The 24009-nt window shown below is 70.9% G+C and carries 22 protein-coding genes and 2 tRNA genes; 8 read left to right on the top strand and 16 right to left on the bottom strand.

Going from position 1 to position 24009, the window contains the following annotated elements; genetic code table 11:
• Positions 1-158 precede the first annotated feature (158 nt).
• The 6 genes from ACP4J0_RS25460 to ACP4J0_RS25485 form a co-directional block, all read right to left on the bottom strand.
• The gene (locus ACP4J0_RS25460) at positions 159-1487 is read right to left on the bottom strand and encodes an HD-GYP domain-containing protein (RefSeq protein WP_426601029.1); all 1329 of its coding nucleotides are present in this window, start codon (positions 1485-1487) and stop codon (positions 159-161) included.
• A gap of 193 nt (positions 1488-1680) precedes the next feature.
• Positions 1681-3039, bottom strand: a complete 1359-nt coding sequence (locus ACP4J0_RS25465) for an HD-GYP domain-containing protein (RefSeq protein ID WP_426601030.1) — start codon at positions 3037-3039, stop codon at positions 1681-1683.
• A 177-nt stretch (positions 3040-3216) separates the two neighbouring features.
• Positions 3217-3528, bottom strand: coding sequence for a mycothiol system anti-sigma-R factor (gene rsrA, locus ACP4J0_RS25470; RefSeq protein WP_053136860.1), 312 nt, complete (start codon positions 3526-3528; stop codon positions 3217-3219).
• Entirely contained in the window at positions 3525-4208 is a 684-nt protein-coding gene (gene sigR, locus ACP4J0_RS25475; protein ID WP_426601032.1) for an RNA polymerase sigma factor SigR, read from the bottom strand. The genes rsrA and sigR overlap by 4 nt, the downstream gene beginning before the upstream one ends.
• 278 nt (positions 4209-4486) lie before the next feature.
• Positions 4487-5143, bottom strand: a complete 657-nt coding sequence (locus ACP4J0_RS25480; RefSeq protein ID WP_426601034.1) for an alpha/beta family hydrolase — start codon at positions 5141-5143, stop codon at positions 4487-4489.
• A gap of 1 nt (position 5144) precedes the next feature.
• Positions 5145-5960 carry an SOS response-associated peptidase gene (locus ACP4J0_RS25485; protein ID WP_426601035.1) on the bottom strand — a complete coding sequence of 272 codons (816 nt, stop codon included), beginning with the start codon at positions 5958-5960 and terminating at the stop codon, positions 5145-5147.
• A gap of 103 nt (positions 5961-6063) precedes the next feature.
• On the opposite strand from ACP4J0_RS25485, the gene ACP4J0_RS25490 reads away from it, so the two are divergent.
• The 4 genes from ACP4J0_RS25490 (at position 6064) to ACP4J0_RS25505 (ending at position 9768) form a co-directional block, all read left to right on the top strand.
• Complete coding sequence (locus ACP4J0_RS25490) at positions 6064-6786, top strand: M50 family metallopeptidase (RefSeq protein WP_426601037.1); 723 nt, start codon at positions 6064-6066, stop codon at positions 6784-6786.
• Positions 6787-6956: 170 nt separating this feature from the next.
• The gene (gene aroA, locus ACP4J0_RS25495; protein WP_426601039.1) at positions 6957-8273 is read left to right on the top strand and encodes a 3-phosphoshikimate 1-carboxyvinyltransferase; all 1317 of its coding nucleotides are present in this window, start codon (positions 6957-6959) and stop codon (positions 8271-8273) included.
• A 12-nt stretch (positions 8274-8285) separates the two neighbouring features.
• Positions 8286-9299, top strand: coding sequence for a ribosome small subunit-dependent GTPase A (gene rsgA / locus ACP4J0_RS25500; RefSeq protein WP_426601040.1), 1014 nt, complete (start codon positions 8286-8288; stop codon positions 9297-9299).
• Positions 9300-9444: 145 nt separating this feature from the next.
• A complete protein-coding gene (locus ACP4J0_RS25505; RefSeq protein ID WP_019326978.1) occupies positions 9445-9768 on the top strand; it encodes a DMT family transporter in 324 nt (107 codons plus the stop codon).
• Between the two features lie 11 nt (positions 9769-9779).
• Here ACP4J0_RS25505 and ACP4J0_RS25510 read toward each other — a convergent pair whose 3' ends face one another.
• Positions 9780-10403: a TetR/AcrR family transcriptional regulator gene (locus ACP4J0_RS25510; RefSeq protein ID WP_426601042.1), complete on the bottom strand. Its 624-nt coding sequence runs from the start codon at positions 10401-10403 to the stop codon at positions 9780-9782.
• Between the two features lie 334 nt (positions 10404-10737).
• Between ACP4J0_RS25510 and hisN the strand changes: the two genes are divergently transcribed.
• Positions 10738-11538 (top strand): histidinol-phosphatase, encoded by an 801-nt coding sequence (gene hisN, locus ACP4J0_RS25515; RefSeq protein ID WP_426601044.1) that lies wholly within the window; start codon positions 10738-10740, stop codon positions 11536-11538.
• A 121-nt stretch (positions 11539-11659) separates the two neighbouring features.
• On the opposite strand, the gene ACP4J0_RS25520 is transcribed toward hisN, so the two are convergent.
• A complete protein-coding gene (locus ACP4J0_RS25520) occupies positions 11660-12499 on the bottom strand; it encodes a hypothetical protein (protein ID WP_426601046.1) in 840 nt (279 codons plus the stop codon).
• A 501-nt stretch (positions 12500-13000) separates the two neighbouring features.
• Here ACP4J0_RS25520 and ACP4J0_RS25525 point away from each other — a divergent pair.
• Positions 13001-13408, top strand: coding sequence for a CBS domain-containing protein (locus ACP4J0_RS25525; RefSeq protein ID WP_426601047.1), 408 nt, complete (start codon positions 13001-13003; stop codon positions 13406-13408).
• A gap of 143 nt (positions 13409-13551) precedes the next feature.
• On the opposite strand, the gene ACP4J0_RS25530 is transcribed toward ACP4J0_RS25525, so the two are convergent.
• Entirely contained in the window at positions 13552-15003 is a 1452-nt protein-coding gene (locus ACP4J0_RS25530; RefSeq protein WP_426601049.1) for a catalase, read from the bottom strand.
• A gap of 145 nt (positions 15004-15148) precedes the next feature.
• Between ACP4J0_RS25530 and ACP4J0_RS25535 the strand changes: the two genes are divergently transcribed.
• Positions 15149-15565, top strand: a complete 417-nt coding sequence (locus ACP4J0_RS25535) for a Fur family transcriptional regulator (RefSeq protein ID WP_398136161.1) — start codon at positions 15149-15151, stop codon at positions 15563-15565.
• Between the two features lie 179 nt (positions 15566-15744).
• Here the strand turns inward: ACP4J0_RS25535 and ACP4J0_RS25540 are convergent.
• The 4 genes from ACP4J0_RS25540 to ACP4J0_RS25555 all read right to left on the bottom strand — a co-directional run bounded on the left by ACP4J0_RS25540 (position 15745) and on the right by ACP4J0_RS25555 (position 21227).
• Positions 15745-15818, bottom strand: a tRNA-Met gene (locus tag ACP4J0_RS25540).
• Positions 15819-16021: 203 nt separating this feature from the next.
• On the bottom strand, positions 16022-17839 hold the full coding sequence (locus ACP4J0_RS25545) for a tetratricopeptide repeat protein (protein ID WP_426601051.1): 1818 nt from the start codon (positions 17837-17839) through the stop codon (positions 16022-16024).
• A gap of 239 nt (positions 17840-18078) precedes the next feature.
• Positions 18079-18152, bottom strand: a tRNA-Met gene (locus ACP4J0_RS25550).
• A 75-nt stretch (positions 18153-18227) separates the two neighbouring features.
• Positions 18228-21227 (bottom strand): UPF0182 family protein, encoded by a 3000-nt coding sequence (locus ACP4J0_RS25555; RefSeq protein WP_426601093.1) that lies wholly within the window; start codon positions 21225-21227, stop codon positions 18228-18230.
• Between the two features lie 164 nt (positions 21228-21391).
• Between ACP4J0_RS25555 and ACP4J0_RS25560 the strand changes: the two genes are divergently transcribed.
• Entirely contained in the window at positions 21392-21934 is a 543-nt protein-coding gene (locus ACP4J0_RS25560; protein ID WP_426601053.1) for a PPA1309 family protein, read from the top strand.
• Positions 21935-21966: 32 nt separating this feature from the next.
• Here the strand turns inward: ACP4J0_RS25560 and ACP4J0_RS25565 are convergent, their stop codons facing one another.
• The 3 genes from ACP4J0_RS25565 to ACP4J0_RS25575 all read right to left on the bottom strand — a co-directional run bounded on the left by ACP4J0_RS25565 (position 21967) and on the right by ACP4J0_RS25575 (position 23864).
• Positions 21967-23061, bottom strand: coding sequence for a YlbL family protein (locus tag ACP4J0_RS25565; protein WP_426601054.1), 1095 nt, complete (start codon positions 23059-23061; stop codon positions 21967-21969).
• Positions 23062-23116: 55 nt separating this feature from the next.
• Complete coding sequence (locus ACP4J0_RS25570) at positions 23117-23281, bottom strand: hypothetical protein (protein ID WP_398136165.1); 165 nt, start codon at positions 23279-23281, stop codon at positions 23117-23119.
• 121 nt (positions 23282-23402) lie between these two features.
• Complete coding sequence (locus ACP4J0_RS25575; protein ID WP_426601057.1) at positions 23403-23864, bottom strand: molybdenum cofactor biosynthesis protein MoaE; 462 nt, start codon at positions 23862-23864, stop codon at positions 23403-23405.
• Positions 23865-24009 lie beyond the last annotated feature (145 nt).

A 24009-nucleotide genomic window follows, 5' to 3' on the forward strand; every position in this document is an offset into this window, starting at 1 on the left:
GCCTGCCAGTTCCGTTCAGTGGGCTGGCTGTGCCTTTCCGCGCCCCCGGACACCTTCTCCTTCGCATCCAACCACGTACGGCTGGAAGGGCGCTCATTACCCATGGGTTACCCAGCCGCGGGCGCGGTAAGACTGCCCGCCCGTCTCCCGTCCCGCCCTCAGCCGAGACGCTCACGTGCCACCCCTCCCTGCCTGGAGAGCACCCGGGCCAGTGCTTCCACGACATCGGGAGCGTAGTCGCCCGCGGTGGCCAGGCGCAGCTCCTCCAGCGCCGTGAGGCCGCCGCCGGGCCCGGCGTCCCGTGTCTTCTCCTCGTAGGCGTTCACGGCCCGCACGATCCGCGCGGCGACCGGCTGCTCCCGGCAGGGGTCGGCCTGCCGCTCCACCACCACGGCGACGGCCGCGTCGACCCCGGTCCGGCGGACGACGGCCCCGCCGAGGAGCGCGATCCTGCGCTGTTCCGTGGCGGGCAGGCCGGCGGTGGCCCCGGCCGGGACCGGGTCGACCAGGCTCAGCTGGCCGATGTCGTGCATGAGGGCCGCGTACTCGAGCACGGTCAGCTCGGCCCCGGACAGCCCCAGGTCCCGGCCGACGGCGCAGCTCAGTTCGGTGACGCGGCGGGCGTGCCCGGCCGGGGTGTACCCGGCGATCTCGGTGGCCCGGGCCAGGGAGGCGATGGTCTGCCGGTAGGTGGCCCGGACGGCCGCGTACCGCCGGTAGGACAGCTGGGTGAGCAGAAGCGGAACGCAGAGGACGGGGAGCGCCCACAGTCCCGCGACGGCCACCGCGAGGGCCATCACCGCCCCGGTCGCGCACACCGCGGACGTGACGCCGACCATGCCGCGCAGTTCCTCGCGCAGCAGCGGGCCGAAGGGCCACCCGGTGCGGGCGTGCGCGGGAGCCGCGGCGAGTACGGCGTCGCACAGTGTGGACAGGGCGAGCAGCACGATCAGCAGCACCGCGTAGGCGGGGCCGCTCCAGTCGTGGAACGCGCCCTGGTTGGACAGCGGCTGGAAGCACAGGGCGGCGAAGGCGACGGTCAGCACACGCCGCGCGAGGTGTTCCAGCACCGGCCCGCCGCCCCGCGCGATGTAGGGCACGCTGCCGAGCAGCGAGGCGGCGAGCACGACCGTGACCGTCTGGGCGACGCCGTGGTGCGTGGGCCGTCCGGCGATGTCCCCGAGCAGCGCGTACGCCAGCGCCCCCGCGGCCGCGAGCGGCGCGGCCTCCCGGACCTCGGCCCCGGCCCGCCGGGTGAGTTCACCGAGGGCGACGAGGACGCCGAAGGCGAGCGCCACGGGCCGCTCGGCCAGTCCCGACCACAGCACGGAGGCGAGGCAGGCGAGCGCGAGGAGGCCGGCGCAGGCGGGGATCAGGAGGAGAACCACCGGGGTCCGGAGGCGGGGCCCGGCCCGCGGCAGCGACCGGCCCTTGTGACGGGGCGGCGGCAGGGACTGGGGCCGGGGCCCGGGCCGGGGCGGTGTCATGGCGGGTCCTCGCCGGCGTGGTCGGCCGGTTCGTCGAGGCGGCCCCCCGTCGGCCCGCGGAAGCCGGGGCGGCCCGCGCGGCCCACCGTCCTCGGCGCGGAACCGGCCGACGCCCGACGGGCCGGCGCCCGCGACCGGCGACCACGCCCCGGGTGCGCCCTCCGGCGCCGGTCCGCCCGGGCCCTCGGCCCCGTCACGGCGCCCCCCTCCCGACGCTGTCCCGCGCGTCCTCTCCCCGGGCCGGGATCGCGCCGCCGGAGAGGGAGGGTGCCGGTGTGTCGCCGGGGAGGGCCGGGGCCGGTGTGCCGTCCGCCGTCACCGCCGGGCGCCAGCCGTCGCACCCCAGGGCGCGGACCAGTGCCCCGACCATCCGTGGGTCGAACTGCGCCCCGGCGCACCGCTGCAGTTCCTCCACCGCCGCCGCGACGGGACGCGCCCGGCTGTAGGAACGCGTGGACGTCATCGCGTCGAAGGCGTCGGCGACGGCCACCACCCGGGCCGATTCCGGGATGCGGTCGCCGGCCAGGCCGTAGGGGTAGCCGCTGCCGTCCAGCCGTTCGTGGTGGTGGAGGACGGCGGCCCTGGCCTCCCCGAGGAAGCGGATGCCGCGCACCATCTCGTGACCGTACTCGGGGTGCAGTTCGATCACCCGGCGCTCCTCGGGCGTCAGCGGCCCGTCCTTGCGCAGCAGCCGGGTGGGCACGCCGAGCTTGCCCACGTCGTGCAGGATGCCGGCGAAGCGGAGCGTCTCGACGCGCTCGTCGTCCATGCCCAGCTCGCGGGCGATCATCATCGAGGCCCGGCCGACGCGCTCACTGTGCCCGCGCGTGTAGCCGTCCTTGATGTCGACGGCCTGCACCAGCGCGCGGATGGTCGCCCGGTGCGCGGCCCGCTCCCGGTGGTACTGGGCGAACGCCCACCACGCCACGCACATCGGCAGCAGCACGAGCAGCGCGGCGACGGGGCCGTACGGGCTGCGCCACAGGACGGCCATCATCAGTCCGGCGAGCCCGTGCACGGCGATCGGCGCGAGTGACCGGGAGAACTGGCCCCGCCAGGCCCTGCCCACCGGGGTTCGGTCGGCGAGCGCCAGGATGCCGCCGTCCAGCAGGGTCAGCACCAGGCAGAAGGCCAGTACCGCGGCCCCGGCCGGCACGAGCGCGTACGGCAGGTCGGGGGCGGCGACCGCGTCCCGCCCGCCCAGCTCCCAGTGGACCCGGGCCGCGGCCCACACGGCGAGCGTCAGATGCCCGGCCCGCCACACGCGCCGCAGGGTGAAGGGCCGCTGCGCCACCGGGGACAGCAGGGCCCCGGGCAGCACCACGAGTGCGGCGGCGGGCGGTGGCAGCAGGAAGGCCCCGGCGAGCAGCACGGGGTAGCAGGTCCCGACGGAACGGGACCTGGCGACCAGTTCCGAGCCCGCGTACAGCCCGGCGAGCAGCAGCATCACCCACCAGGGCGTGTGCCACCGGGGCAGCGGGCTCAGGCAGACCAGGACGGCGAGGACGACACCGGCGACGTAGACACGCGCCCGCGCCGGTACCGCGTCCATGAGCCCCTCCCCCGGCCATGCCTGTCAGGCTTCCGGAGCCTAGGACGGCGGCGGGGGGAACGCGGGCAGACAACCCGCGAATTAGCACGTACGAGTGACGCGACACGAGCGACACACGTGACACGACACAAGTGACGCGACGCGAGCAACGCGCCATGTCCCCGTGCGTGGAGCGGCTCAGGACTCCTGAGGAGCCGGCGGCGCGGCCGTGACGTCGTGCTCGGGCACGGACTGCCCGGAGCGGATCAGGTCGATCCGGCCCATGACCTTGGAACGCAGGTCACCCGGCACGTCGTCCTGTCCGCAACACCGCTTGACCAGCTTCTTCACGGCCTGCTCCAGCCCGTACTTCTCCAGGCAGGGCGAGCACTCCTCGAAGTGGTGCTCGAACTTCACGCAGTCCGAGTCCGGCATCTCCTTGTCGAGGAACTCGTAGAGATGATCGAGGATCTCGCTGCAATCCGTCTCGTGCGGCTCTCCGCAGCTCATGACCCCGAGCCTTTCGCTTCGTTCGACTCTCCGGCGCCGGCCGGGACCAGACCGCGGTCGCGGGCGTAGTCCTCCAGCATGCCGCGCAGCTGACGGCGTCCACGGTGCAGCCGGGACATCACCGTACCGATGGGTGTCCCCATGATGTCGGCGATCTCCTTGTAGGCAAAGCCCTCCACATCCGCCAGATACACGGCGATGCGGAACTCCTCGGGGATCGCCTGGAGCGCCTGCTTCACGTCCGAGTCGGGCAGGTGGTCGAGCGCCTGCGACTCCGCGGAACGCAGACCCGTCGACATGTGCGACTCGGCGCGCGCGAGCTGCCAGTCCTCGATCTCCTCGGCCGCGCTGCGCTGGGGTTCGCGCTGCTTCTTGCGGTACGAGTTGATGAAGGTGTTGGTGAGGATGCGGTACAGCCACGCCTTGAGGTTGGTGCCCTCGCGGAACTGGTGGAAGGACGCGTACGCCTTGGCGTAGGTCTCCTGCACCAGGTCCTCGGCGTCGGCCGGATTACGCGTCATGCGCAGCGCGGCCGAGTACATCTGGTCGAGGAACTCGAGCGCGTCCCGCTCGAAGCGCGCGCTGCGCTCCGCGGTCGACTCCACGCCCGTGCCCCGGCCCTCGGGCTGCTCCGCCTGGCCGTGTTCGGTCCCTGCGTCGGTCCCAGTGACCGGACCCACCTCCTCCAGCGATGTCGCGAGACCGAGACCGGTCCCACTCGACTCGGAGGATAGACGACCTGCGGTCGGGGGCGCTTGCCGATCCGGTCCGCCCGCCGTCCGAATAGGGGCGGTCTTCGCCGCGTGCAGCACCGTCCAGTCCAGGTCGGCGCGGCTGCTGCGACTTGGGCAGAAGGCTGAAGCCATGCGGCGGACTTCCTCTCGTACGGCGTCGGTGCTGATTCTCAGCAACGTATGTCCGCCACAACAGTGGCCGCCCGCCGGTCATTCCCGGGCCCTCAGCCGAGTGAGCGGGTCCACTCCGCGACACTTTCGGTGATCATCTCCAGGGCCCGCTCCTGCGTGATCTCCGCACGCTTGGGCACGGCGAAGCCGTGGTCGCCGTGCGGGATCCCGACCAGGTCGTACGTCTCCTCGGGGACCTCGGGGAACTCCTCGGGCCGGCCGAAGGGGTCGTTGCCGCCCTGGACGACGAGGGTCGGCACCCCGGCCCCGAGCAGCTCGTCGGCGCGGGACTTCTCGGGCTTGCCCGGCGGGTGCAGCGGGAAGCTCAGGGCGAGGACGGCGTGGGCGCCCAGCTCGGCGGCCGTGCGGCAGGCGACGCGGGCGCCGGCGCTGCGGCCGCCGGAGATCACCGGCAGGCCGGGTGCGGCCAGCGCGGGCCAGACGCCCCGCCAGCCGGTGTCCAGGGTCTTGGGTGCGGGCGCCAGCTTCTTGCCGGCCACCCGCCAGGGCTGCTCGACCAGGGCGACGCTGACGCCGTGCGCGGGCAGCGCGGCCGCCAGCGCCCGCAGGTCGCGCGCCTCGATGCCGCCGCCCGCGCCGTGGCTCGCGGCGAGGACGAGGCGGGGCTTCTTCGCCGGGTGCCAGGTGATGCGGGCCGGGCCGGCGTCCGTCTCGACCGTCTCTGTCGGATCCGTTGTCGCATGCGTCACGTCAGAAGAGTGTGCCCTCTTCCGGCCCTTCCAGCTCCTTCAACAGCTCCGGCCCGTTGTTGCGGACGTTGCTGACGGAGGTGGAGACGGGGAACGCGCGCATCAGCCCGGTGGGCGGCGACGCCAGCAGGGAGGTCAGCTCGTCGGGGTCGGTGCGCGCCGGGTCGAGCCAGTCGTCCCACCGGTCCGGCGTCAGCATCAGCGGCATCCGCGGGTGGATCTCGGCCAGCGCGTGCGGGCCGTCAGCCGGGGCGACCGCCAGCGGCGCGGCCTCCGCCTCGGTGGTGATCACCGAACACGTCACCCACCAGGCCTGCGGGTGGTCGTCCGGCAGCGTCCTGTCCCGCCAGAACTCGTACAGCCCCGCCATGGCGAACACGGAGCCGTCGGCCGGGGTCACGAAGTACGGCTGCTTGCGGGGCCGCTTCCTGCGGCCCTCGACCTCCAGGTCGCGCTCCTGTTTGCCGGTGACCCACTCGTAGTAGCCGTCGGCGGGCAGGATGCAGCGCCGGGTGGCGAAGGCGCGGCGGAAGGAGGGCTTCTCGTGGACGGTCTCCGCACGCGCGTTGATCATCCGGGCGCCGCCCTCGGGCGTCTTGGACCAGGAGGGGACGAGGCCCCACTTGAGCTTGCGCAGCTGGCGAACCGGCTTCGGGTCCTCGGCGTCTTTCAGGGGACGGTCCAGGACGGCGTAGACCTCCTTGGTGGGGGCCACGTTGTAGTCGGGCTCCAAGGTCTCCTTGGGCTCCCACTTCTCGATTTCAAAGATTCCCGCGAGATCCTCGGGTCGACGACTCGCCGCATACCGTCCGCACATACGTGCCACACTGCCAGGCCCGCCCGTCTCCCTGCCACCACCCGCAACGAGGCGCTTCGCGCCGCACCCGCTGAACCGCGCACACGAGGAGCCCTCACCGAACATGGACCACGTCGCAACGGCCTCGCTCACCTCCCTCTGGGACGAGGTCTCCGGCACCCAGCCCGATCCCGACCTGTGGGTGGTGGTCGCGACCCTGGTCGCCGCGCTCGCCGTCGTGGTGCCGCACGGGCTGTGGCGGATGGCGCGCAACGCCATCACCATCGCCCACGAGGGCGGCCACGGCCTCGTGGCCCTGCTCACCGGGCGCACGCTGACCGGCATCACCCTGCACTCGGACACCAGCGGCCTGACCGTCAGCCGCGGCAAGCCGCACGGGCTCGGCATGATCCTCACCGCGGTGTCCGGCTACACCGCTCCCCCGCTGCTCGGTCTCGGCGGTGCCGCGCTGCTGACCTCGGGACGCATCACCCTGCTGCTGTGGCTGGCGACGGCACTGCTCGTCGCCCTGCTGGTGATGGTCCGCAACGCCTACGGGGTGCTCACGGTGGTGCTCACCGGCGCCACGTTCGTCCTGGTGTCCTGGCTGGCCGGGCCACAGGTGCAGGCGGCGTTCGCGTACGCGGTGGTGTGGTTCCTGCTGCTGGGCGGGGTGCGCCCGGCGTTCGAGCTGCAGGCCAAGCGGGCGCGGGGCGGCGCCGGCGATTCGGACGCGGACCAGCTGGCCCGGCTGACCCACGCACCGGCGGGGGTGTGGTTCTTCCTGTTCCACGCGGTGTCGCTGTGCTCGCTGATCGGCGGGGGGCGCTGGCTGCTGGAGCTGTGAACGGGGCGCTCCCCTTCGGCCTTCCGCCCCCGAGCTTCCAGCCTTCCACCCCCGCACTCCGCATATATGCACGGCAAGTGCACGATCGCATTGCACTGTCGCGTTTTCGGCCGGGTTTCTCCGCTTTTGATCAAGATCTCCGGTCGTTCTCTGCCATTAAAGTGGGGCCCATGACCGTGAACCCCGCGCACACCGCCCTCTGGCCCGCCCCGCACGCGAGCGGAGCCGTCGACGCGACCGTCCACGTGCCCGGGTCCAAGTCGGTCACCAACCGCGCCCTGGTGCTGGCCGCCCTCGCCTCCGAGCCCGGCTGGCTGCGCCGCCCGCTGCGCTCCCGCGACACCCTGCTGATGGCCGGCGCCCTGCGCGCGATGGGCGTCGAGATCGAGGAGGGCGTCGGCCCCGAGGGCACCGGCGAGTTCTGGCGGGTCATCCCGGCGGGCCTGCGCGGCCCGGCCACCGTCGACGTGGGCAACGCCGGCACGGTCATGCGCTTCCTGCCTCCGGTCGCCACGCTCGCCGACGGCGCCATCCGCTTCGACGGCGACCCGCGCTCGTACGAGCGCCCCCTGCACGGCGTGATCGACGCGCTGCGCACCCTCGGAGCCCGCATCGACGACGACGGGCGCGGCGCGCTGCCGATGACCGTGCACGGCAGCGGCGCCCTGGAGGGCGGTCCGGTCGAGATCGACGCGTCGTCGTCCTCGCAGTTCGTCAGCGCGCTGCTGCTGTCCGGCCCGCGCTTCAACCAGGGCGTGGAGGTCCGCCACACCGGCTCCGCGCTGCCGTCCATGCCGCACATCCGGATGACCGTCGACATGCTGCGCTCGGTCGGCGCCCAGGTCGACACCCCGGAGTCCGGCGGCGAGCCGAACGTCTGGCGGGTCACGCCGGGAGCGCTGCTCGGCCGCGACCTGACCATCGAGCCGGACCTGTCCAACGCCCAGCCGTTCCTGGCGGCGGCGCTCGTGACCGGCGGCAGGGTCGTCATCCCCGACTGGCCGTCCCGCACCACCCAGCCCGGCGACCGGCTCCGCGAGATCTTCACCGAGATGGGCGGTTCCTGCGAACTGACGGACTACGGACTCGTCTTCACCGGATCGGGTGCGGTGCACGGCATCGACGTGGACCTCGGCGAGGTCGGCGAGCTGACCCCGGGCATCGCGGCCGTCGCCGCCCTCGCGGGCTCCCCCTCCACCCTGCGCGGGGTGGCGCATCTGCGCCTGCACGAGACGGACCGGCTGGCCGCGCTCACCAAGGAGATCAACGAGCTCGGCGGCGACGTCACCGAGACCGCCGACGGCCTGCACATCCGCCCGCGGCGCCTGCACGGCGGCGTCTTCCACACCTACGAGGACCACCGCATGGCCACCGCCGGCGCGATCATCGGCCTCGCGGTCGAGGGCGTGGAGATCGAGAACGTGGCGACGACCGCCAAGACCCTGCCCGAATTCCCCGCCCTGTGGACCGGGATGCTCGAGGCGTAGGGACGGTTCGCCATGCGCCGCTACGGCAAGCACACCGACGAGGACGACATCCGCTCCCGTCCCAACCGCAAGGGCAACCGGCCGCGTACCCACACCCGGCCCAAGCACGAGGACGCCGCCGGGGGCCTGGTCCTCACCGTGGACCGCGGCCGGCTGACCTGCCTGGTCGAGGACCGGGTCGTCATGGCGATGAAGGCCCGCGAACTGGGCCGCAAGGCCGCGATCGTCGGCGACCGGGTGGCACTGGTCGGTGACCTGTCCGGCAAGAAGGACACGCTCGCGCGGATCGTCCGCATCGAGGAGCGCACCTCGGTGCTGCGCCGCACGGCGGACGACGACGACCCCTACGAGCGCGTGGTCGTCGCCAACGCCGACCAGCTCGCCATCGTCACCGCCCTCGCCGACCCCGAGCCGCGCCCACGCCTGATCGACCGCTGCCTGGTCGCGGCGTTCGACGGCGGCCTCACCCCGCTGCTCGTCATGACCAAGTCGGACCTCGCGCCGCCCGACGAACTCCTGGAGCTGTACGGCGCGTTGGACATCCCGTACGTCGTCACCAGCCGCGAGGGGCTGGAGAACGGCGCGGCGGCCGACCTCGTACGAGAACACCTGGACGGCAAGATCACGGCCTTCGTCGGCCACTCCGGCGTCGGCAAGACGACCCTCGTCAACACCCTGGTGCCCGAGGATCGCCGGCGCGTGACGGGCCACGTCAACGCGGTGACGGGACGCGGCCGGCACACGACGACCTCGGCCCTCGCCCTGCCGCTGTCCTCCGAGGCGGGTGGCTGGGTCGTGGACACTCCGGGCGTGCGGTCGTTCGGGCTCGCGCACATCGACCCGTCCCGGGTGATCAACGCCTTCCCCGACCTGGTGCCCGGCACCGAGGGCTGCCCCCGCGCGTGCGGCCACGACGAACCCGACTGCGCGCTGGACGCGTGGGTCGCCGAGGGGCACGCCGACCCGGCGCGGCTGTACTCGCTGCGCCGGCTGCTGTCGACGCGGGAGCGGAAGGAAGGCGACTGACCTCCGCGTTGTTTGCCGTGCCGTGGTACCGGTAAGTGCATAATCGCACCAAGTCGCACCCACGTCGTGTCCAAGTCCGGGCATAGTCGGACGAGGCGACCGATCGGCGCAGCGGTCACGGTAGGGGACTACGGGAGGACAACACATGGCGTGGCTGCTGGTCATAGTGGCCGGGGTGCTCGAAACCGGCTTCGCCGTCTGCCTGAAGCTGTCGCACGGTTTCACCCGGCTCTGGCCCACCATCGCCTTCTGCGTCTTCGCGCTGGGCAGTTTCGGCCTGCTGACCATGTCCCTGAAGAAGCTCGACGTCGGCCCCGCGTACGCGGTGTGGACCGGCATCGGCGCGGCGGGCACCGCCATCTACGGCATGGTCTTCCTCGGGGACCTGGTCTCGACGCTGAAGATCGTCTCGATCAGCCTGGTCATCATCGGCGTGATCGGGCTGCAGTTGTCGGGCTCGGCGCACTGAGGCGTTCGCCGCTACGGCGCCGGCCGGCGCGGCAGGGCGGCGCGCACGAGGTCCGCCACCCCGCCCTCGGCGGGCGGCGCCGCGACGCAGGACAGGGCGAGACGTACGGCCAGTTCGCAGGAGCGGGCCAGCTCGGTGGCGTCCGGCCACGGAAACGTGCCGCCGCCCTTCAGGACGACGGCCACGGCACGGTCGCGCACGAGGGCGACGAAGTCGCCGGGCGAGGGCAGCGGACCGTCGGCCCTGCGCTGGGCCGGCACGGCCGAGGAGGACGGCACCGCGGTCAGGGCCGGGGAGGGCAGCCGCTCGCTCCAGCAGCCGGTGAGCATGGCCCGCACCAGCGCGTTGTCCCGGGCGGCGGACGTGGTCCACTCGGCGGTCGCGGTGAGCCGTTCGCACGAGTCGTCCTCGGGGCCGCCGGCGAGGGCGCGCTCCACTCCGGCCAGGTATCCGTCCGCCTCCCTGCGGACGAGCGCCCGGGCGAGCCCCTCCTTGCTCCCGAACTCGTTGTACAGCGTCTGCCGGGACACTCCGGCCGCCGCCGCGACGTCCACCATCCGCACAGCGGACCACGGCCGGCGCGCCAACGCCGCGTAAGCGGCATCGAGCAGGGACTCCCGGGCTGCAGGCACCATCGCCTCCCTCGGGCCGAGCGACCTGGTGCCCAGGTTTGACGGGCCTGGGGGCACTGTCAAGGGCCTTCGCGCACGCCGCCGCGGCCACCGGCAGTCGCACCCCGACCCGACCGCAGGCGGTCACAGACCGTCACGGCCACCGGCGGCCACCCGCCGACACGACCGCGGGCAGTCGCACGCCGCCACGCCGGGCCGCGCACCCTCCTGCGCCCGGTGTCCGACGGGCCCGCGCCCCGACGGATACCGGGCCGGGGGCCCACCGGCGCCGGCACCCGCCCTCCGCCCGCCGAACCCCTGGTAGCCCCGCCCCGCCCCCGGCAGATACCGTGACCGCATGGCCGACTACCTCGACGACCTCCGCCTCGCCCACGTTCTCGCGGACGCCGCCGACGCCGCGACGATGGAACGCTTCAAGGCCCTCGACCTGAAGGTCGAGACCAAGCCGGACATGACCCCGGTGAGCGAGGCGGACAAGGCCGCCGAGGAACTCATCCGCGGCCACCTCGCCCGCGCCCGCCCCCGCGACGCGGTGCTCGGCGAGGAGTACGGCGTCGAGGGCACCGGCCCCCGCCGCTGGATCATCGACCCGATCGACGGCACCAAGAACTACGTGCGCGGCGTCCCCGTCTGGGCCACCCTCATCGCCCTCATGGAGGCGGGCGAGGGCGGCTACCAGCCCGTCGTCGGCCTCGCCTCCGCCCCGGCGCTCGGCCGCCGCTGGTGGGCGGTGAAGGACCACGGAGCCTTCACCGGCCGCAGCCTGACCTCGGCCTCCCGGCTGCAGGTCTCCCAGGTCTCCGCGCTCTCCGACGCCTCCTTCGCGTACTCGTCGCTCGGCGGCTGGGAGGAGCAGGGCCGGCTCGACGGTTTCCTCGACCTGACCCGCGAGGTGTGGCGCACGCGCGCGTACGGCGACTTCTGGCCGTACATGATGGTCGCCGAGGGCTCGGTCGACATCTGCGCCGAACCCGAGCTCTCCCTCTGGGACATGGCCGCTAACTCGATCATCGTCACGGAGGCCGGGGGCACCTTCACCGGCCTCGACGGCCGCCCCGGCCCGAACAGCGGCAACGCGGCGGCCTCGAACGGCCGGCTGCACGACGAGCTTCTCGGGTACCTCAACCAGCGTTACTGATGCTGAGTACGGCCTGGCCTGCGCGTTCCTCCCTCTCGCAGGCCCTCTGAGCCGTCGTGGGGCCGTCATGAGAGCCAGCGCCTGGGGGGGACCAGGGAGCCATCGGCCACCGTCGCCGCTGTCAGGGAGTCCCCTCCTGGGTCACACCCAAGTTGGTCCAGCTCCCGAACTGTCCAGCCGGGAAGTCCTTCAGGTTGACGTACCCACCACCCTCATCCAGCTCGCCCGATGCGGCAGCTCCGGTGTCCTGGTTGTAGAAGAAGAGCTTGCTGCGGGTGGACACGATGTTGGTCCATTGCCCGAACTGCCCGGCCGGAAAATCCTTCAAGTTGACGTAGTCACCGCCGTTATCGAGCTTGCCCGATGCAGCACCTCCCGTGTCCTTGCTGTAGAAGAAGAGCTTGGAGGCGCCTTCGTCGAAGACAATGTTGGTCCATTTCCCGAACTGCCCGGCCGGAAAATCCTTCAGGTTGACGTAGTCACCGTCGTCGCGGAGCTCGCCCGATGCACCACCTCCCGTGTCCTTGCTGTAGAAGAAGAAACGGGCGAAGAAATCGCCGCCGGCGGAGACGATGCGGGTCCAGTCCCCGAACTGTCCAGCTGGGAAGTCTTTGAGGTTGACGTAGTCACCACTGGTATCGAGCTTGCCGGATGCGGCACCTCGCGTCTGCCTGTCGTAGAAGAAGACCAGAACGCCGTCGGGCACGACGTCCGTCCACTCCCCGAACTGTCCGGCCGGGAAGTCCTTGAGGTTGACGTAGTCACCACTGGCATCGAGCTTGCCCGATGCGGCACCTCGCGTCTGCCGGTCGTAGAAGAAGAGCTGGCCGCCTCCGGGCACAACGTGCGTCCACTCCCCGAACTGTCCGGCCGGGAAGTCGTTGAGGTTGACGTAGTCACCACTGCCATCGAGCTTGCCGGATGCGGCACCTCCCGTCTGCCGGTCGTAGAAAAACAACATGGCATTGCCTCCCTTTTCGCCACCGGCTACCCACTCGGGCCCCACACATATACGTGATTGTCACACTCCCGCGGCAAGAGCTCGTGTCGGTGGGGCCATGCGGGCGAGAGACTGAGTCCGACAGGCGGCGGATACAGTCGGCCGGAACACGAAATGGCCGGCTCACCCGCCCGGCTATGTCCTGGCTCTCTACGGACACAGATCGCCTGGATCAACGTTTACAGGGGGTAGATCACCGTGGACCGTCCGAGGGTGGCCGGCGACAACCGGTGATGACAGCATGAACGCAGGTCATCGGCTAGCTGCAGGGCATCCCCGGCAGCGCCGCCAGAGCGCTGTTCTCGACCAGCGCTACCGAGCGCCTTCCTGGCGCACCCCGCGCACCATCGCCCGGCCCCTTGTTGACCCGTGCTTTACCTGCCACTCTGAGAGTCCCCCTACTTGTGAACTTGTGAATCCATGAACCAACTCATGGATCACCGGCAGGAGGTGGCTCCACCCATGCTCGTCCGCGAAGCCATGAGCACGGTCGTCCTCACCATCGGCCCCGCCCACACCCTCCGCCAGGCCGCCGCCCTGATGTCCGCACGCCGCGTCGGGGCGGCCGTGGTGTACGACCCCGACGCCGGCGGCATCGGCATCCTCACCGAACGCGACGTCCTCGTCTCGGTCGGCCTGGGCCAGGACCCGGACACCGAACGCGCCCACGCCCACACCACCACCGACGTCGTGTTCGCCGCACCGTCCTGGACCGTGGAGGAGGCGGCCCGGGCGATGGCGCACGGCGGCTTCCGCCACCTCATCGTCCTCGACCGCGGGGAGCCCGCCGGCATCGTCTCGGTACGCGACATCATCCGCTGCTGGGCACCGGCACGCTCGCGGCACGAGACGCCGGCGGTGACCGCCTGACGAGAGTCCGTCCGGCGGCGCTTCCGGTGACCGGCATTTCCGGCGACACCCCTCGCGTCACTCCCGCTGACACGACGAACGGGCCGGACCCCCGTACCCGGGGATCCGGCCCGCCGCTACGACAAGCGGTCCAGTGCTGGACGTCAGCCGCGCAGGGCCTGGACCGCGGCCTCCAGCCGCTTGCCGAAGTCACCGTCGGCCTGACGGAAGTTGTCGATCGCACGCTCGATGATGTCGTCGCGCGAGACGCCGGAGAGGGCACCGGCCAGGTTGCCGATCAGCCGCTCCTTCTCCTCGTCCGTCATCAGCCGGTAGAGGTTGCCCGCCTGGACGAAGTCGTTGTCCTCGGCGTGCGACGGAGCCTCGTGGTCGCCGGTGACACCGGAGACCGCGACCGGCTGCCACAGGGCCCTGTCCGTCTGGAACGGGCCGCCGAAGCTGTTCGGCTCGTAGTTCTTCGCACCCTTGTGGCGACCGTCGTACAGGTAGCCGTCACGGGAGTTGGTGCGCGCCTCGGTGGCGTGCGGACGGTTCACCGGCAGGTGGTCGGCGTTGATGCCGACGCGGTAGCGGTGGGCGTCGCCGTAGGCGAACAGGCGGCCCTGGAGCATCTTGTCCGGGGACGGGCCGATGCCGGGCACGAAGTGCGCCGGGGAGAAGATCGACTGCTCGACCTCGGCGAAGATGTTCTCCGGGTTGCGGTTGAGCTCCAGCTTGCCGAACCACACGATCGGGTAGTCCGCGTGCGGCCACACCTTGGTCAGGTCGAACGGGTTGAAGCGGTACGTCGCGGCCTCGGCCACGGGCATGATCTGCACGCCGACCGTCCAGGACGGGAAGTCACCGCGCTCGATGGCCTCGCGCAGGTCGCGCTGGTGGGAGTCGGGGTCCTCACCGGCGAGCTTGTCGGCCTCGGCCTGCGTCAGGCACTTGATGCCCTGGTCCGTCTTGAAGTGGTACTTGACCCAGAAGGCCTCGCCCGCCTCGTTGTTCCACTGGAAGGTGTGCGAGCCGAAGCCGTCCATGTGGCGGTACGACGCCGGGATGCCGCGGTCACCGAACAGCCAGGTCACCTGGTGCGTGGACTCCGGCGACAGGCTCCAGAAGTCCCAGACGTTGTCCATCTCCGTCGAACCCGTGTAGGGGTCGCGCTTCTGGGTGTGGATGAAGTCGGGGAACTTGATGGCGTCCTTGATGAAGAACACCGGGGTGTTGTTGCCGACGAGGTCGTAGTTGCCCTCTTCGGTGTAGAACTTCAGCGAGAAGCCGCGCGGGTCGCGGACGGCGTCCGCCGCGCCCAGGTTGCCGGCCACGGTGGAGAAGCGGAGGAAGGTCTCCGTCTCCTTGCCGACCTCGGAGAGGAACTTCGCCCGGGTGTACTTGGTGACATCGGCGGTGACCGTGAAGGTGCCGTAGGCGCCGGCGCCGCGGGCGTGCACGACGCGCTCCGGAATGCGCTCACGGTTGAAGTGGGCCAGCTTCTCCAGAAGGAGCTGGTCCTGGACGAGCACGGGGCCGCCGATGCCCGCGGTCTCGCTGTTCTGGTTGTCGGCTACCGGTGCACCGGTCTCCGTAGTGAGCGGTCCCTGAGTCACGTACTGCCTCCTGCGCCAATCCTGCAAAACCTGTCCCTTGGCTAATGCCGCTACCGATCCTACAATGGACAATGTCTAAGTCAAGTAAGACTCCAAAGTCACACACGTTCGGGGCCTGGCCCCCCTTGCTGTTAGGCTGGTCTGTATGAGTGACCTACTGGAACGGCTGCGTGGACGCGGCTGGCGCATGACCGCGCAGCGGCGCGTCGTGGCCGAGGTCCTCGACGGCGAACACGTCCACCTGACGGCCGACGAGGTGCACGCCAGGGCCGTGGACAAGCTCCCCGAGATCTCCCGGGCGACCGTCTACAACACCCTGGGCGAGCTGGTCTCGCTCGGTGAGGTACTGGAAGTCGCGACGGACAAGCGTGCCAAGCGGTACGACCCGAACGCGCACCAGCCGCACCACCACCTGGTCTGCGCCCAGTGCGGCGCGATTCGCGACGTCCACCCGGTCGGCAACCCGCTGGCCGATCTCCCCGACTCGGAGCGTTTCGGCTTCACCGTCTCCGACGTCGAGGTGACGTACCGCGGCACCTGCCCGAACTGCGTTGCGGCGTAAGCCCTTCCACCCGTCCTCGCACGAAGCCCCGGCACCGATGGTGCCGGGGCTTCGTCGTGGGAGCGGACGTGGTGAACCGTGACCGGTGAACAGTGACCGGTGAACAGTGACCGGTAACCGGCTCCCGGTGAACGCACCGAGGGCCGGAACCCTTTCGGATTCCGGCCCTCGGCCTTCAGTAGCGGGGACAGGATTTGAACCTGCGACCTCTGGGTTATGAGCCCAGCGAGCTACCGAGCTGCTCCACCCCGCGTCGATGAATGGAACATTACGTCAACCCCACGACCAGAAGCAAATCGCTTCCGCCGCAGCCGGGGCAGTCGCGCCTCCCTCAGTGCCCGAACGGTGCCTGAACGGCCTGAGAGGGACCACGCCGCCGCCCAGCGACAACACCGGCCGCCTCACAGGGCACCCGGCTCAGCGCAGCGTGACGCATCACGCGTCACGCGTCACGCGTCACGCCGACAACTCCTGCCGCAACGCGTCTCGCAGCCGAGCCGCCCGCTCCCCCACTTCCCGCGGCCCCAGCGACACCGCCCGGTCGGCCCAGCGCTGCCCCTCGGCCAGCTCCCCCCGCCGCGCGCAGACCAGCGCCAGCCGCAACGCCGCCCGCCCGTGTCCGGCGTCGGCCGCCCGGCGCCACCACACGACGGCCTCCGGCTCGCTGCCCTCGCGGGCCAGCAGCAGCCCCAGGTTGAACGCGCCGTTGCGGGATCCGGCCTCGGCCGCCTCCCGGTACCACCGCGCGGCCTCGACCACGTCGCCCCGCGCCGCGGCCAGCATGCCGACCCGCACCTGGGCCCGCCGGTGCCCCTGGGAAGCCGCCCGCTCGTACCACTCCTCGCACTCGGACTTCTCCTGTGCCGTCTCACCCAGCTCGTGCGCGGGCGCGGGCGGGCGACGCGCGTCCAGTACCGTCGCCAGGCGGTAGGCGGCCTCCGCGCTGCCGCCCCCCGCCGCGCACCGCAGGAACCGCTCGGCCTCGCGCTCGTCCCCGTCCCGCAGGCGCGCCATGCCGACCTGCAACGCCGCCTCGGTGTGCCCGGCGGCGGCCGCCCGCTCGTACCAGCGCAGCGCCGCCTGCTCCTCGCCCCGTCCCGCGTGCAGGATCCCGAGGTTGAACGCGGCGTCGACGCTGCCCGCCTCGGCGGCCTTGGAGAACCACGGCTCGGCACCTGTCTCGTCCCCGCCGCGCAGCAGCAGGATGGCCAGCGCGTTGGAGGCCTCCCGGTGTCCGGCGTACGCGGCTCGCCGGTACCACTGCTCGGCCTGTGCGGTGCGCCCCTGCTCGGCGCAGAGCAGCCCGAGGTTGTACGCCCCGTTGTCGTCCCCGGCGTCCATCGCGGCCCGGTACCAGCGCTCGGCGGTCTGGGTCTCACCGCGTTCGGCGTGCAGCGCGCCCAGCGCGTTGGCGGCGTTGCCGTCGCCGTCCTGCGCGGCCCGCAGCCACCACACGGCGGCGCTCTCCGTGTCCCCGGCGTCGCGCAGCAGGAAGCCGAGCGCGCAGGCCGCGCGGGCCTCGCCGTCCTTGGCGGACGTGAGGTACCAGCGGCCGGCCTCCTTGAGCTCGCCCCGCTTCTCCAGGATCGTCCCGAGGTGCAGGGCGGCTCGCCGGTGGCCGCGTGCGGCGGCCTGCCGGTACCACTGCTCGGCCCCTTCGGCCGCGGAGGCCGCCCCTGCGTCGCCGCCGTCACGGTCCCGCCCGGCACCGCGGTCCAGGGCTCGTGCCAGCCGGTACGCGGCCTCCCGGTGCCCGCGCTCGGCCGCGGCCCGCATCCACCGCTCGGCCCCGGCGTCGTCACCCCGGTGCTCCAGCAGGTCGGCGAGGGCGTAGGCGCCCAGCACATGGCCCTGCTCGGCGGACTGGCGCAGCCAGTACTCGGCGGCGGGTTCGTCCCCGCGCTCGCGAAAGTGCCGTCCCAGTGCGTGAGCAGCGGGGGCGGACCCGGCGACGGCGGCGATCCGCCACCATCCGGCCGCGTCGTCGGCGTACCCGCGCTGATGCAGCAGGACGCCCAGGTTGTTGGCGGCGGCCCGGTCGCCGGCCGCGGTGGCGGCACGCAGATGGGACTCGGCTCCGTCGAAGTCGCCGCGGCGCAGCAGCATCGCGCCGAGGACGCTCATCGCCTCGACGTCACCGGCCTCGGCGGCGATCCGCCGGCGCACTTCCTCGGCGGCCTCGTCGGCCGCTTCCTGGGCCTCGTCCGCGCTCTCCTCCTGACCGGACGGCTGGGCAAAACGCCCTGTCCCGAACAGATTTGCCATGTCCCCCATAACGTCCATCGTCGCACCACCTGCAACCTGGGTACATCCGGTATACCGCAGCCCGTGAGGTCACTTCAGCGTTTTGTCGACATGCCCACAGGGAGACAAGTCAAACACAGATCCCCCCAACTCCCCCTGGAGGCGCGGCCGTAGACGTCACCGGCACATGCGTTCGCACATCACAAAGGCCCGGATTCCTTTCGGAATCCGGGCCTTTGTGGCCGTTCGCGTATAGCTCACGACTTCAGTAGCGGGGACAGGATTTGAACCTGCGACCTCTGGGTTATGAGCCCAGCGAGCTACCGAGCTGCTCCACCCCGCGCCGTTGTGTTCACAACCCTAGCACGGCGCGGGATGGGCTTTGACCAGGTCGAACGCCCGGCTCGAAGCAGCGGGGTCAGCCGCTGTCCGAGCCTCCGCCGGGATCTCCGGTCGGGGCGGAACTCGGACTGGCCTTGCCGTCCTCGGTCTTGTCCCCGGTCTTGTCCCCGGCCTTGTCGTCGCCGTTCTTGCCGCCGGCGCTCTCGTCGGCGTTGGCCTGCGCCTCCTCGGCGCGCTGCAGGGCCGCCTCCAGGTCCTTCTGAGCCTCCGCGTACGCGGCCAGGTCCTTCTGCTCCAGGGCCTTCTGGCCGGCGTCGAAGGCCTTCTGCGCGTCGCTCAGCGCTTCCCGGACCGTCGGGTTGGTGGACGTCGGCGGTGGCTCGGTCGTGCCCTCGCCCTCGTCCGGTGGCGGCTCCGTCGTGCCGGCCTCCGCGGCCCCGAAGACCTTGGCGAGGGCCTCGTCGAGCGTGTTCTCGAAGGCGGTGGCACCTCCGTAGCTGACCAGCACCTTGCGCAGCAACGGGTACTTGAGGCCGCCGCCGCGCACGTAGACCGGCTCCACGTACAGCAGTCCGCCGTCGAGCGGCACCGTCAGCAGGTTGCCGTACTCGACCTCCGAGTCGCCGCCTCTCAGCAGCCTGATGGACTCGGCGATGTCCTGTTCGGAGTTGAACTGGCTCTGGACCTGTTTGGGTCCGTTGACGGTGGTGCTCGTCGGCAGCTTCAGGATTCTGATCTTGCCGTAGCCCTCGGTCCCCGCCTCGGCGTCGACCGCCATGAACGCGCTGAGGTTGTCACGTCCGTTGGGCGTCAACGTCGTCGTGAGCGAGAACGCCTGCTCGTCCTGGTCGGGCATCTTCATGCTCAGGTAGTACGGCGGCACCGCGTCGCCCGACTTGTTGGTCGGGTCGTCGGGCACCTGCCACACCTCGCTGCCGCTGAGGAACGTGTTGGCGTCCTTCACGTGGTAGCGCGTGAGCAGCTCGCGCTGGACCTTGAACAGGTCCTGCGGGTAGCGCAGATGCGCCATCAGCTCGTCGGAGATCTCGCTCTTGCCCTGCACGGTGTTCGGGAACGCCTTCATCCAGGTCTTGAGGACCGGATCCTGGGTGTCCCACTGGTAGAGCTTCACGTCGCCGCTGTACGCGTCGACGGTCGCCTTCACCGAGTTGCGGATGTAGTTGACCTGGTTCTGCTGGGCCACCACCGCACGCTGGTCGTTCGCGGCGGTCAGCGAGTCGGCGGTCGTGTCACCGAGCGTCGTACGCGAGGCGTACGGATAGCCGTTCGTCGTCGTGTACGCGTCGACGATCCACTGGATTCGGCCGTCCACCACCGCCGGGTAGGCGTCGCCGTCGATGGTCAGCCACGGGGCGACCGCCTCGACGCGCTCCTTGGGCGTTCGGTTGTAGAGGATCTTCGACCCCTCGCCGATCGCACCGGAGTAGAGGATCTGCGGCTCGCTGAACGCCGCCGCGTATGCCGCCCGGTTGATCGGGTTGGACAGGTCGACCCCGCCGTCGCCCTTGTAACTGAACGTCTTCTCGCCGCTGTCGTCGGAGTAGTCGATCTCCTTCTGGGGACCGCCGACGATCGAGTACGTGGTGGTCTTCTCGCCGTAGTAGATCCGCTGCTCGTACGTGCCGAGATCGCCCTCGGACGGCAGGTTGGACTCGGTGAAGACCGGGCGGCCCTCGGAGTCGACCTCGGTTCCCTTGGCCGCGACCACGCCGTAGCCGTGGGTGTACCGGAAGTGGTTGTTGATCCAGTTCTTCTTCGGGATGCCGGCCAGGTTCAGCTCGCGCAGACCGATGACCGTGTCCTGGTCCTTGCCGTCCGCGGAGTAGCGGTCGACGTCCAGGTTGGTCGGGAACGCGTAGTAGTTACGCATCTGCTGGAGCTGCTGGAACGTCGGGGAGATGACGTTCGGGTCCATGATCCGGATGGACGCGGCGGCGTCCACGTCGTCCCGGAGCTTGGTCTTGTCCTTGGTCTGGCTCACGCCCGGGTACTCGGTGACCTGGGTGCCCGCGATGCCGTAGGCGTCGCGCGTCGCCTTGAGGTTCTTCTCGACGTACGGCGCTTCCTTGGCCTGCTCGTTCGGCTGGACCTGGAACTTCTGGACCAGCGCCGGGTACAGGCCGCCGATGAGGATCGCGGAGAGCACCATCAGGCCGAAGCCGATCACGGGCAGCTGCCAGGTGCGCCGCCAGATGGTGGCGAAGAACAGCAGCGCGCAGATGACGGCGATGCAGAACAGGATCGTCTTGGCCGGCAGGTAGGCGTTGGCGTCGACGTACCGCAGACCGGTCCAGCTGTCGGTCGCCTTGAAGTCGCTGGACTTCACCGCCAGCCCGTACCGGTCCAGCCAGTAGGCGACCGCCTTGAGGGCGACGAAGACGCCGATGAGCACCGACAGGTGCCCGGTGGCCGCGGCCGTGGCGCGCGCGCCCGGGCTGGTGACGCGGAGCCCGCCGTACAGGTAGTGGGTGAGCGCGGCGGCGATCACGGAGATGATCACGGCGGCGAAGCCGAAGCCGAGCAGGAACCGGTACCAGGGCAGGTCGAAGGCGTAGAAGGAGACGTCCAGCTTGAACTGGGGGTCCTTCTGCCCGAAGGAGACGCCGTTGACCCACATGAGCCAGGTCCGCCACTGACCGGACGCGGACGCGCCGGCGATGAGGCCGACCAGGGCGGTGATGCCGAGCAGCAGCCACTTCTTGTACGGGGCGATGCCCATGCGGTACCGGTCGAGGTTCTGCTGCTCCATCGACATGGCGCTCAGCGGTGGCCGCAGCCGGTGGGCCAGCCAGATGTTGAACCCGACGGCGAGCGCCATCAGCAGGCCGAAGACGAAGAAGAGTCCGATCTTGGTCCACAGGGTCGTCGTGAACACCGACGAGTAGTGGACCGACCGATACCAGAGCCAGTCCGTCCAGAATCCCGCGAACATGGTGAACGCCATGCCGAGCACGGCAAGGACACCCAGTGTCATCAGCAGGGTTCGGACACGCCGGGACGGGCGGCCCACTCTGATCCGCGGCCCCGACGGGGGGCCTCCGCCGCGGTCCGGCATCTGGAAAGCCAAGGTGCGCACCTCGAAGTTCGCTGTTGATCCGTCAGGCCCTCGGGTTCGTGGGCCCCCCGTGCGCCCCCGAGATCGTGGGCCCACACTTATGCAACTTACTCATCGTTTACTCGGTTCCCGATTCGGGCCAGTAACGAGGCAGGATTGTGACCATGTCCAACACCCCCATGGCAGCGAGCCCCCTCACCCGGGCCGTACTCGAGATCGACGAATACGTCTCGGGCCTCGGCTGGGACCAGCCCGCACGCCTCTTTGCACTTGTCGACACCGCACGGCTGAGGGCCGATCAGCCCTCGCTCGCGGACCGGCTCGGTCTCCAGGACGAGCCGGAGAGCTCCGGCCTCACCCCGATCGAGCAGGACGAGATTCCAACGGACCAGCCGCTCGACGAGTTCCTGGGCACCATCGCCTGGCCCGATGCGGTGGTCGGCTGCGCCCTCGCCGTGGAGCGCCTGATGCTGCCGCCGTCCGCCGAGGCCCAGGTCCCCGAGGGCCTGAACGAGGCGAGACTGGCGCAGTGGGTGGCGGAGCACCCCGACCGCCAGGAGGTCCGCATGACGGTCGCGGTCCTGCGCGACGGCACCCGCGACTCCGCCCTGCGGTTGCGGGAGAAGGACGCCGCCACGGAGGTCCTCACGGGCTCCGACCTGGTGCCGGGGCTGGCCCAGGCGCTGACGGCGACCTTCGAGGAGTAACCCCGCGGAGCTCTACGCGGCCGTTCGGCCCGTCATCCGGTCGTGCACTCCGGCAGCTGCGAGGTCTTCCCCGAGCGGATGTCCTTCAGCGCGCCGAGGGCGTCGTCGATGGTGTCCACCTTCACGAGGGTGAGCCCGTCGGGGATGTCCTCGGCGGCGGCCGCGCAGTTGTCGGCGGGCGTCAGGAAGTACCGGGCGCCCTTGTCGCGTGCGCCGATCGTCTTCATCCCGATGCCGCCGATCGGGCCGACCTTGCCGTTGTCGTCGATCGTCCCGGTGCCGGCGACGAACTTGCCGCCGGTCAGGTCGCCCGGCGTGAGCTTGTCGTAGATGCCGAGGGCGAACATCAGACCGGCACTCGGGCCGCCGACGTCGGCCAGCTTGATGTCGATGGAGAACGGGAACGTGTGATCGGTCCCGGCGGAGATCCCCACGATGGCGCGCTTCTCGCCGGCGTCGTCCGAGGCCGCGGTGGTGATCGTGACCTCCTGCGTCTCGGTGGGCGTCCGGCCCTCCTTCTCCGCGGCGGCCTGCTCCTTGGCGGGCACGATCGTGAAGACGACGTCCTGTCCGGGCTTGTGCTCGGTCACCAGCTCGGCGACGTCGGCGGGCTTCGTGACGGTCTTGCCGTCCACGGTCTTGATCACGTCGCCGGCGTGCAGCCTGCCCTGCGCCGGGGAGTCCTTGACGACCGTGGAGACGACCACCCAGGACTTCACCGGGATGTCGAGTGCCTTCAGGGCGGCGACCTTGGCGCTCTCCTGGGACTGGCTGAACTCCTCGGCGTTCTCCTGGGTGGCCTCTTCCTCGGTCTTGCCGTCCGGGTAGAGGGTCTCGTGCGGCACCACGCGGTTGTCGTGCGCCAGCCACCCGTAGACCGCCTCCACGAGGTTCATCTTGTACTCGGCGCTGGTGACCCGGACGGTGGTCATGTTCAGATGCCCGCTCGCCTCGTAGGTCTCGTGACCGGAGATCTGCAGCACCGGCTCGCCGTCGTGGTCCCCCAGCGTGTTCACCGTCGGCCCCGGGGACATCTCCGAGTACGGCACGGGGATGAACACACCCGCGCACAGGAGCGCGATCAGCATCAGGGTGGAAGCGAGCATCGTCGCGGTGCGGCGTGGCATGGCACGACAGTACGGGACCGGACTGTCAGAACACCGTCAGGGCCGCGTCGTCCGGTCAGGGCCCGGTACGGGGCCTCTCCATGGCCTCGCGGAAGCGGGCGTACCCGTCCAGCTCGGGTCCGTCGCTCCGTGCCTTGCGGGTCCGGTTGGCCCAACTGCCCCACAGACCCGCGCCGACAGCGGCCACAAGCGGAATCAGCAACCAGGCAAGCGCTGCCATGCCGACCTCCCAACCCCATGAGCGTCCGCGACTGACCGATCAGCAGATTAACCATCCGCAGTGACAACGCTCACGCCGGGGGGTCCGTTACGCAACCGGAGTTACGGGAGCGGCGCCGCTCTCAGCAGGCGCCGACCCATTCCTCGGTACCGTCCGAGAAGGACTGGTGCTTCCAGATGGGCACCTCGTGCTTCAGGTCGTCGATCAGCTTCCGGCAGGCGTCGAAGGCCTCGCCCCGGTGCGGGCAGGACACGGCGACGACCACGGCGAGGTCCCCGACCTCCAGCTCCCCCACGCGGTGCACCGCCGCGAGCGCCCGTACGGGGTACTCCGCGACGACCTTCTCGGCGATCCGCCGCATCTCGGCCTCGGCGCTGGGGTGGCACGAGTACCCGAGCCGGTCGACGTCGGTCCCGCCGTCGTGGTTGCGGACCGTCCCGACGAACAGCGCGGTCCCGCCGGCCGCGTCGTCTCCGACGGCCCGGAAGACCTCGTCCACGGAGAGGGGTGCCTCCCGGATTCCGATCAGCTTGACGGGGTCCGGCGCGGCCAGTTCGCCGGGGTGGTCGTTCGTGGTTGCCATGCGCCCATCGTGCCCCACCGCGCGGACGGCGCGGAATAGCGCTATCACCCGGCACGCGCGCGTACCGCTTTGGAGCCTCCTACAGGGCCCGCCGCCGGTGTGCGGCGGGCGACGGGGCCGGGTGCGGGCAGGAGAAGCCGGGCTG

Origin of the sequence: Streptomyces sp. WG7 (genome assembly GCF_049975785.1) — a bacterium.
Taxonomy (GTDB): domain Bacteria; phylum Actinomycetota; class Actinomycetes; order Streptomycetales; family Streptomycetaceae; genus Streptomyces.

What these genes read in the sequence shown, in the direction of transcription:
- ACP4J0_RS25460 (WP_426601029.1), bottom strand. Translation starts at nt 1,487, where the DNA reads ATGACACCGCCCCGGCCCGGGCCCCGGCCCCAGTCCCTGCCGCCGCCC.
- ACP4J0_RS25465 (WP_426601030.1), bottom strand. Translation starts at nt 3,039, where the DNA reads ATGGACGCGGTACCGGCGCGGGCGCGTGTCTACGTCGCCGGTGTCGTC.
- rsrA (WP_053136860.1), bottom strand. Translation starts at nt 3,528, where the DNA reads ATGAGCTGCGGAGAGCCGCACGAGACGGATTGCAGCGAGATCCTCGAT.
- ACP4J0_RS25485 (WP_426601035.1), bottom strand. Translation starts at nt 5,960, where the DNA reads ATGTGCGGACGGTATGCGGCGAGTCGTCGACCCGAGGATCTCGCGGGA.
- ACP4J0_RS25490 (WP_426601037.1), top strand. Translation starts at nt 6,064, where the DNA reads ATGGACCACGTCGCAACGGCCTCGCTCACCTCCCTCTGGGACGAGGTC.
- aroA (WP_426601039.1), top strand. Translation starts at nt 6,957, where the DNA reads ATGACCGTGAACCCCGCGCACACCGCCCTCTGGCCCGCCCCGCACGCG.
- rsgA (WP_426601040.1), top strand. Translation starts at nt 8,286, where the DNA reads ATGCGCCGCTACGGCAAGCACACCGACGAGGACGACATCCGCTCCCGT.
- ACP4J0_RS25505 (WP_019326978.1), top strand. Translation starts at nt 9,445, where the DNA reads ATGGCGTGGCTGCTGGTCATAGTGGCCGGGGTGCTCGAAACCGGCTTC.
- ACP4J0_RS25510 (WP_426601042.1), bottom strand. Translation starts at nt 10,403, where the DNA reads ATGGTGCCTGCAGCCCGGGAGTCCCTGCTCGATGCCGCTTACGCGGCG.
- hisN (WP_426601044.1), top strand. Translation starts at nt 10,738, where the DNA reads ATGGCCGACTACCTCGACGACCTCCGCCTCGCCCACGTTCTCGCGGAC.
- ACP4J0_RS25520 (WP_426601046.1), bottom strand. Translation starts at nt 12,499, where the DNA reads ATGTTGTTTTTCTACGACCGGCAGACGGGAGGTGCCGCATCCGGCAAG.
- ACP4J0_RS25525 (WP_426601047.1), top strand. Translation starts at nt 13,001, where the DNA reads ATGCTCGTCCGCGAAGCCATGAGCACGGTCGTCCTCACCATCGGCCCC.
- ACP4J0_RS25535 (WP_398136161.1), top strand. Translation starts at nt 15,149, where the DNA reads ATGAGTGACCTACTGGAACGGCTGCGTGGACGCGGCTGGCGCATGACC.
- ACP4J0_RS25545 (WP_426601051.1), bottom strand. Translation starts at nt 17,839, where the DNA reads ATGGGGGACATGGCAAATCTGTTCGGGACAGGGCGTTTTGCCCAGCCG.
- ACP4J0_RS25555 (WP_426601093.1), bottom strand. Translation starts at nt 21,227, where the DNA reads ATGCCGGACCGCGGCGGAGGCCCCCCGTCGGGGCCGCGGATCAGAGTG.
- ACP4J0_RS25560 (WP_426601053.1), top strand. Translation starts at nt 21,392, where the DNA reads ATGTCCAACACCCCCATGGCAGCGAGCCCCCTCACCCGGGCCGTACTC.
- ACP4J0_RS25565 (WP_426601054.1), bottom strand. Translation starts at nt 23,061, where the DNA reads ATGCCACGCCGCACCGCGACGATGCTCGCTTCCACCCTGATGCTGATC.
- ACP4J0_RS25570 (WP_398136165.1), bottom strand. Translation starts at nt 23,281, where the DNA reads ATGGCAGCGCTTGCCTGGTTGCTGATTCCGCTTGTGGCCGCTGTCGGC.
- ACP4J0_RS25575 (WP_426601057.1), bottom strand. Translation starts at nt 23,864, where the DNA reads ATGGCAACCACGAACGACCACCCCGGCGAACTGGCCGCGCCGGACCCC.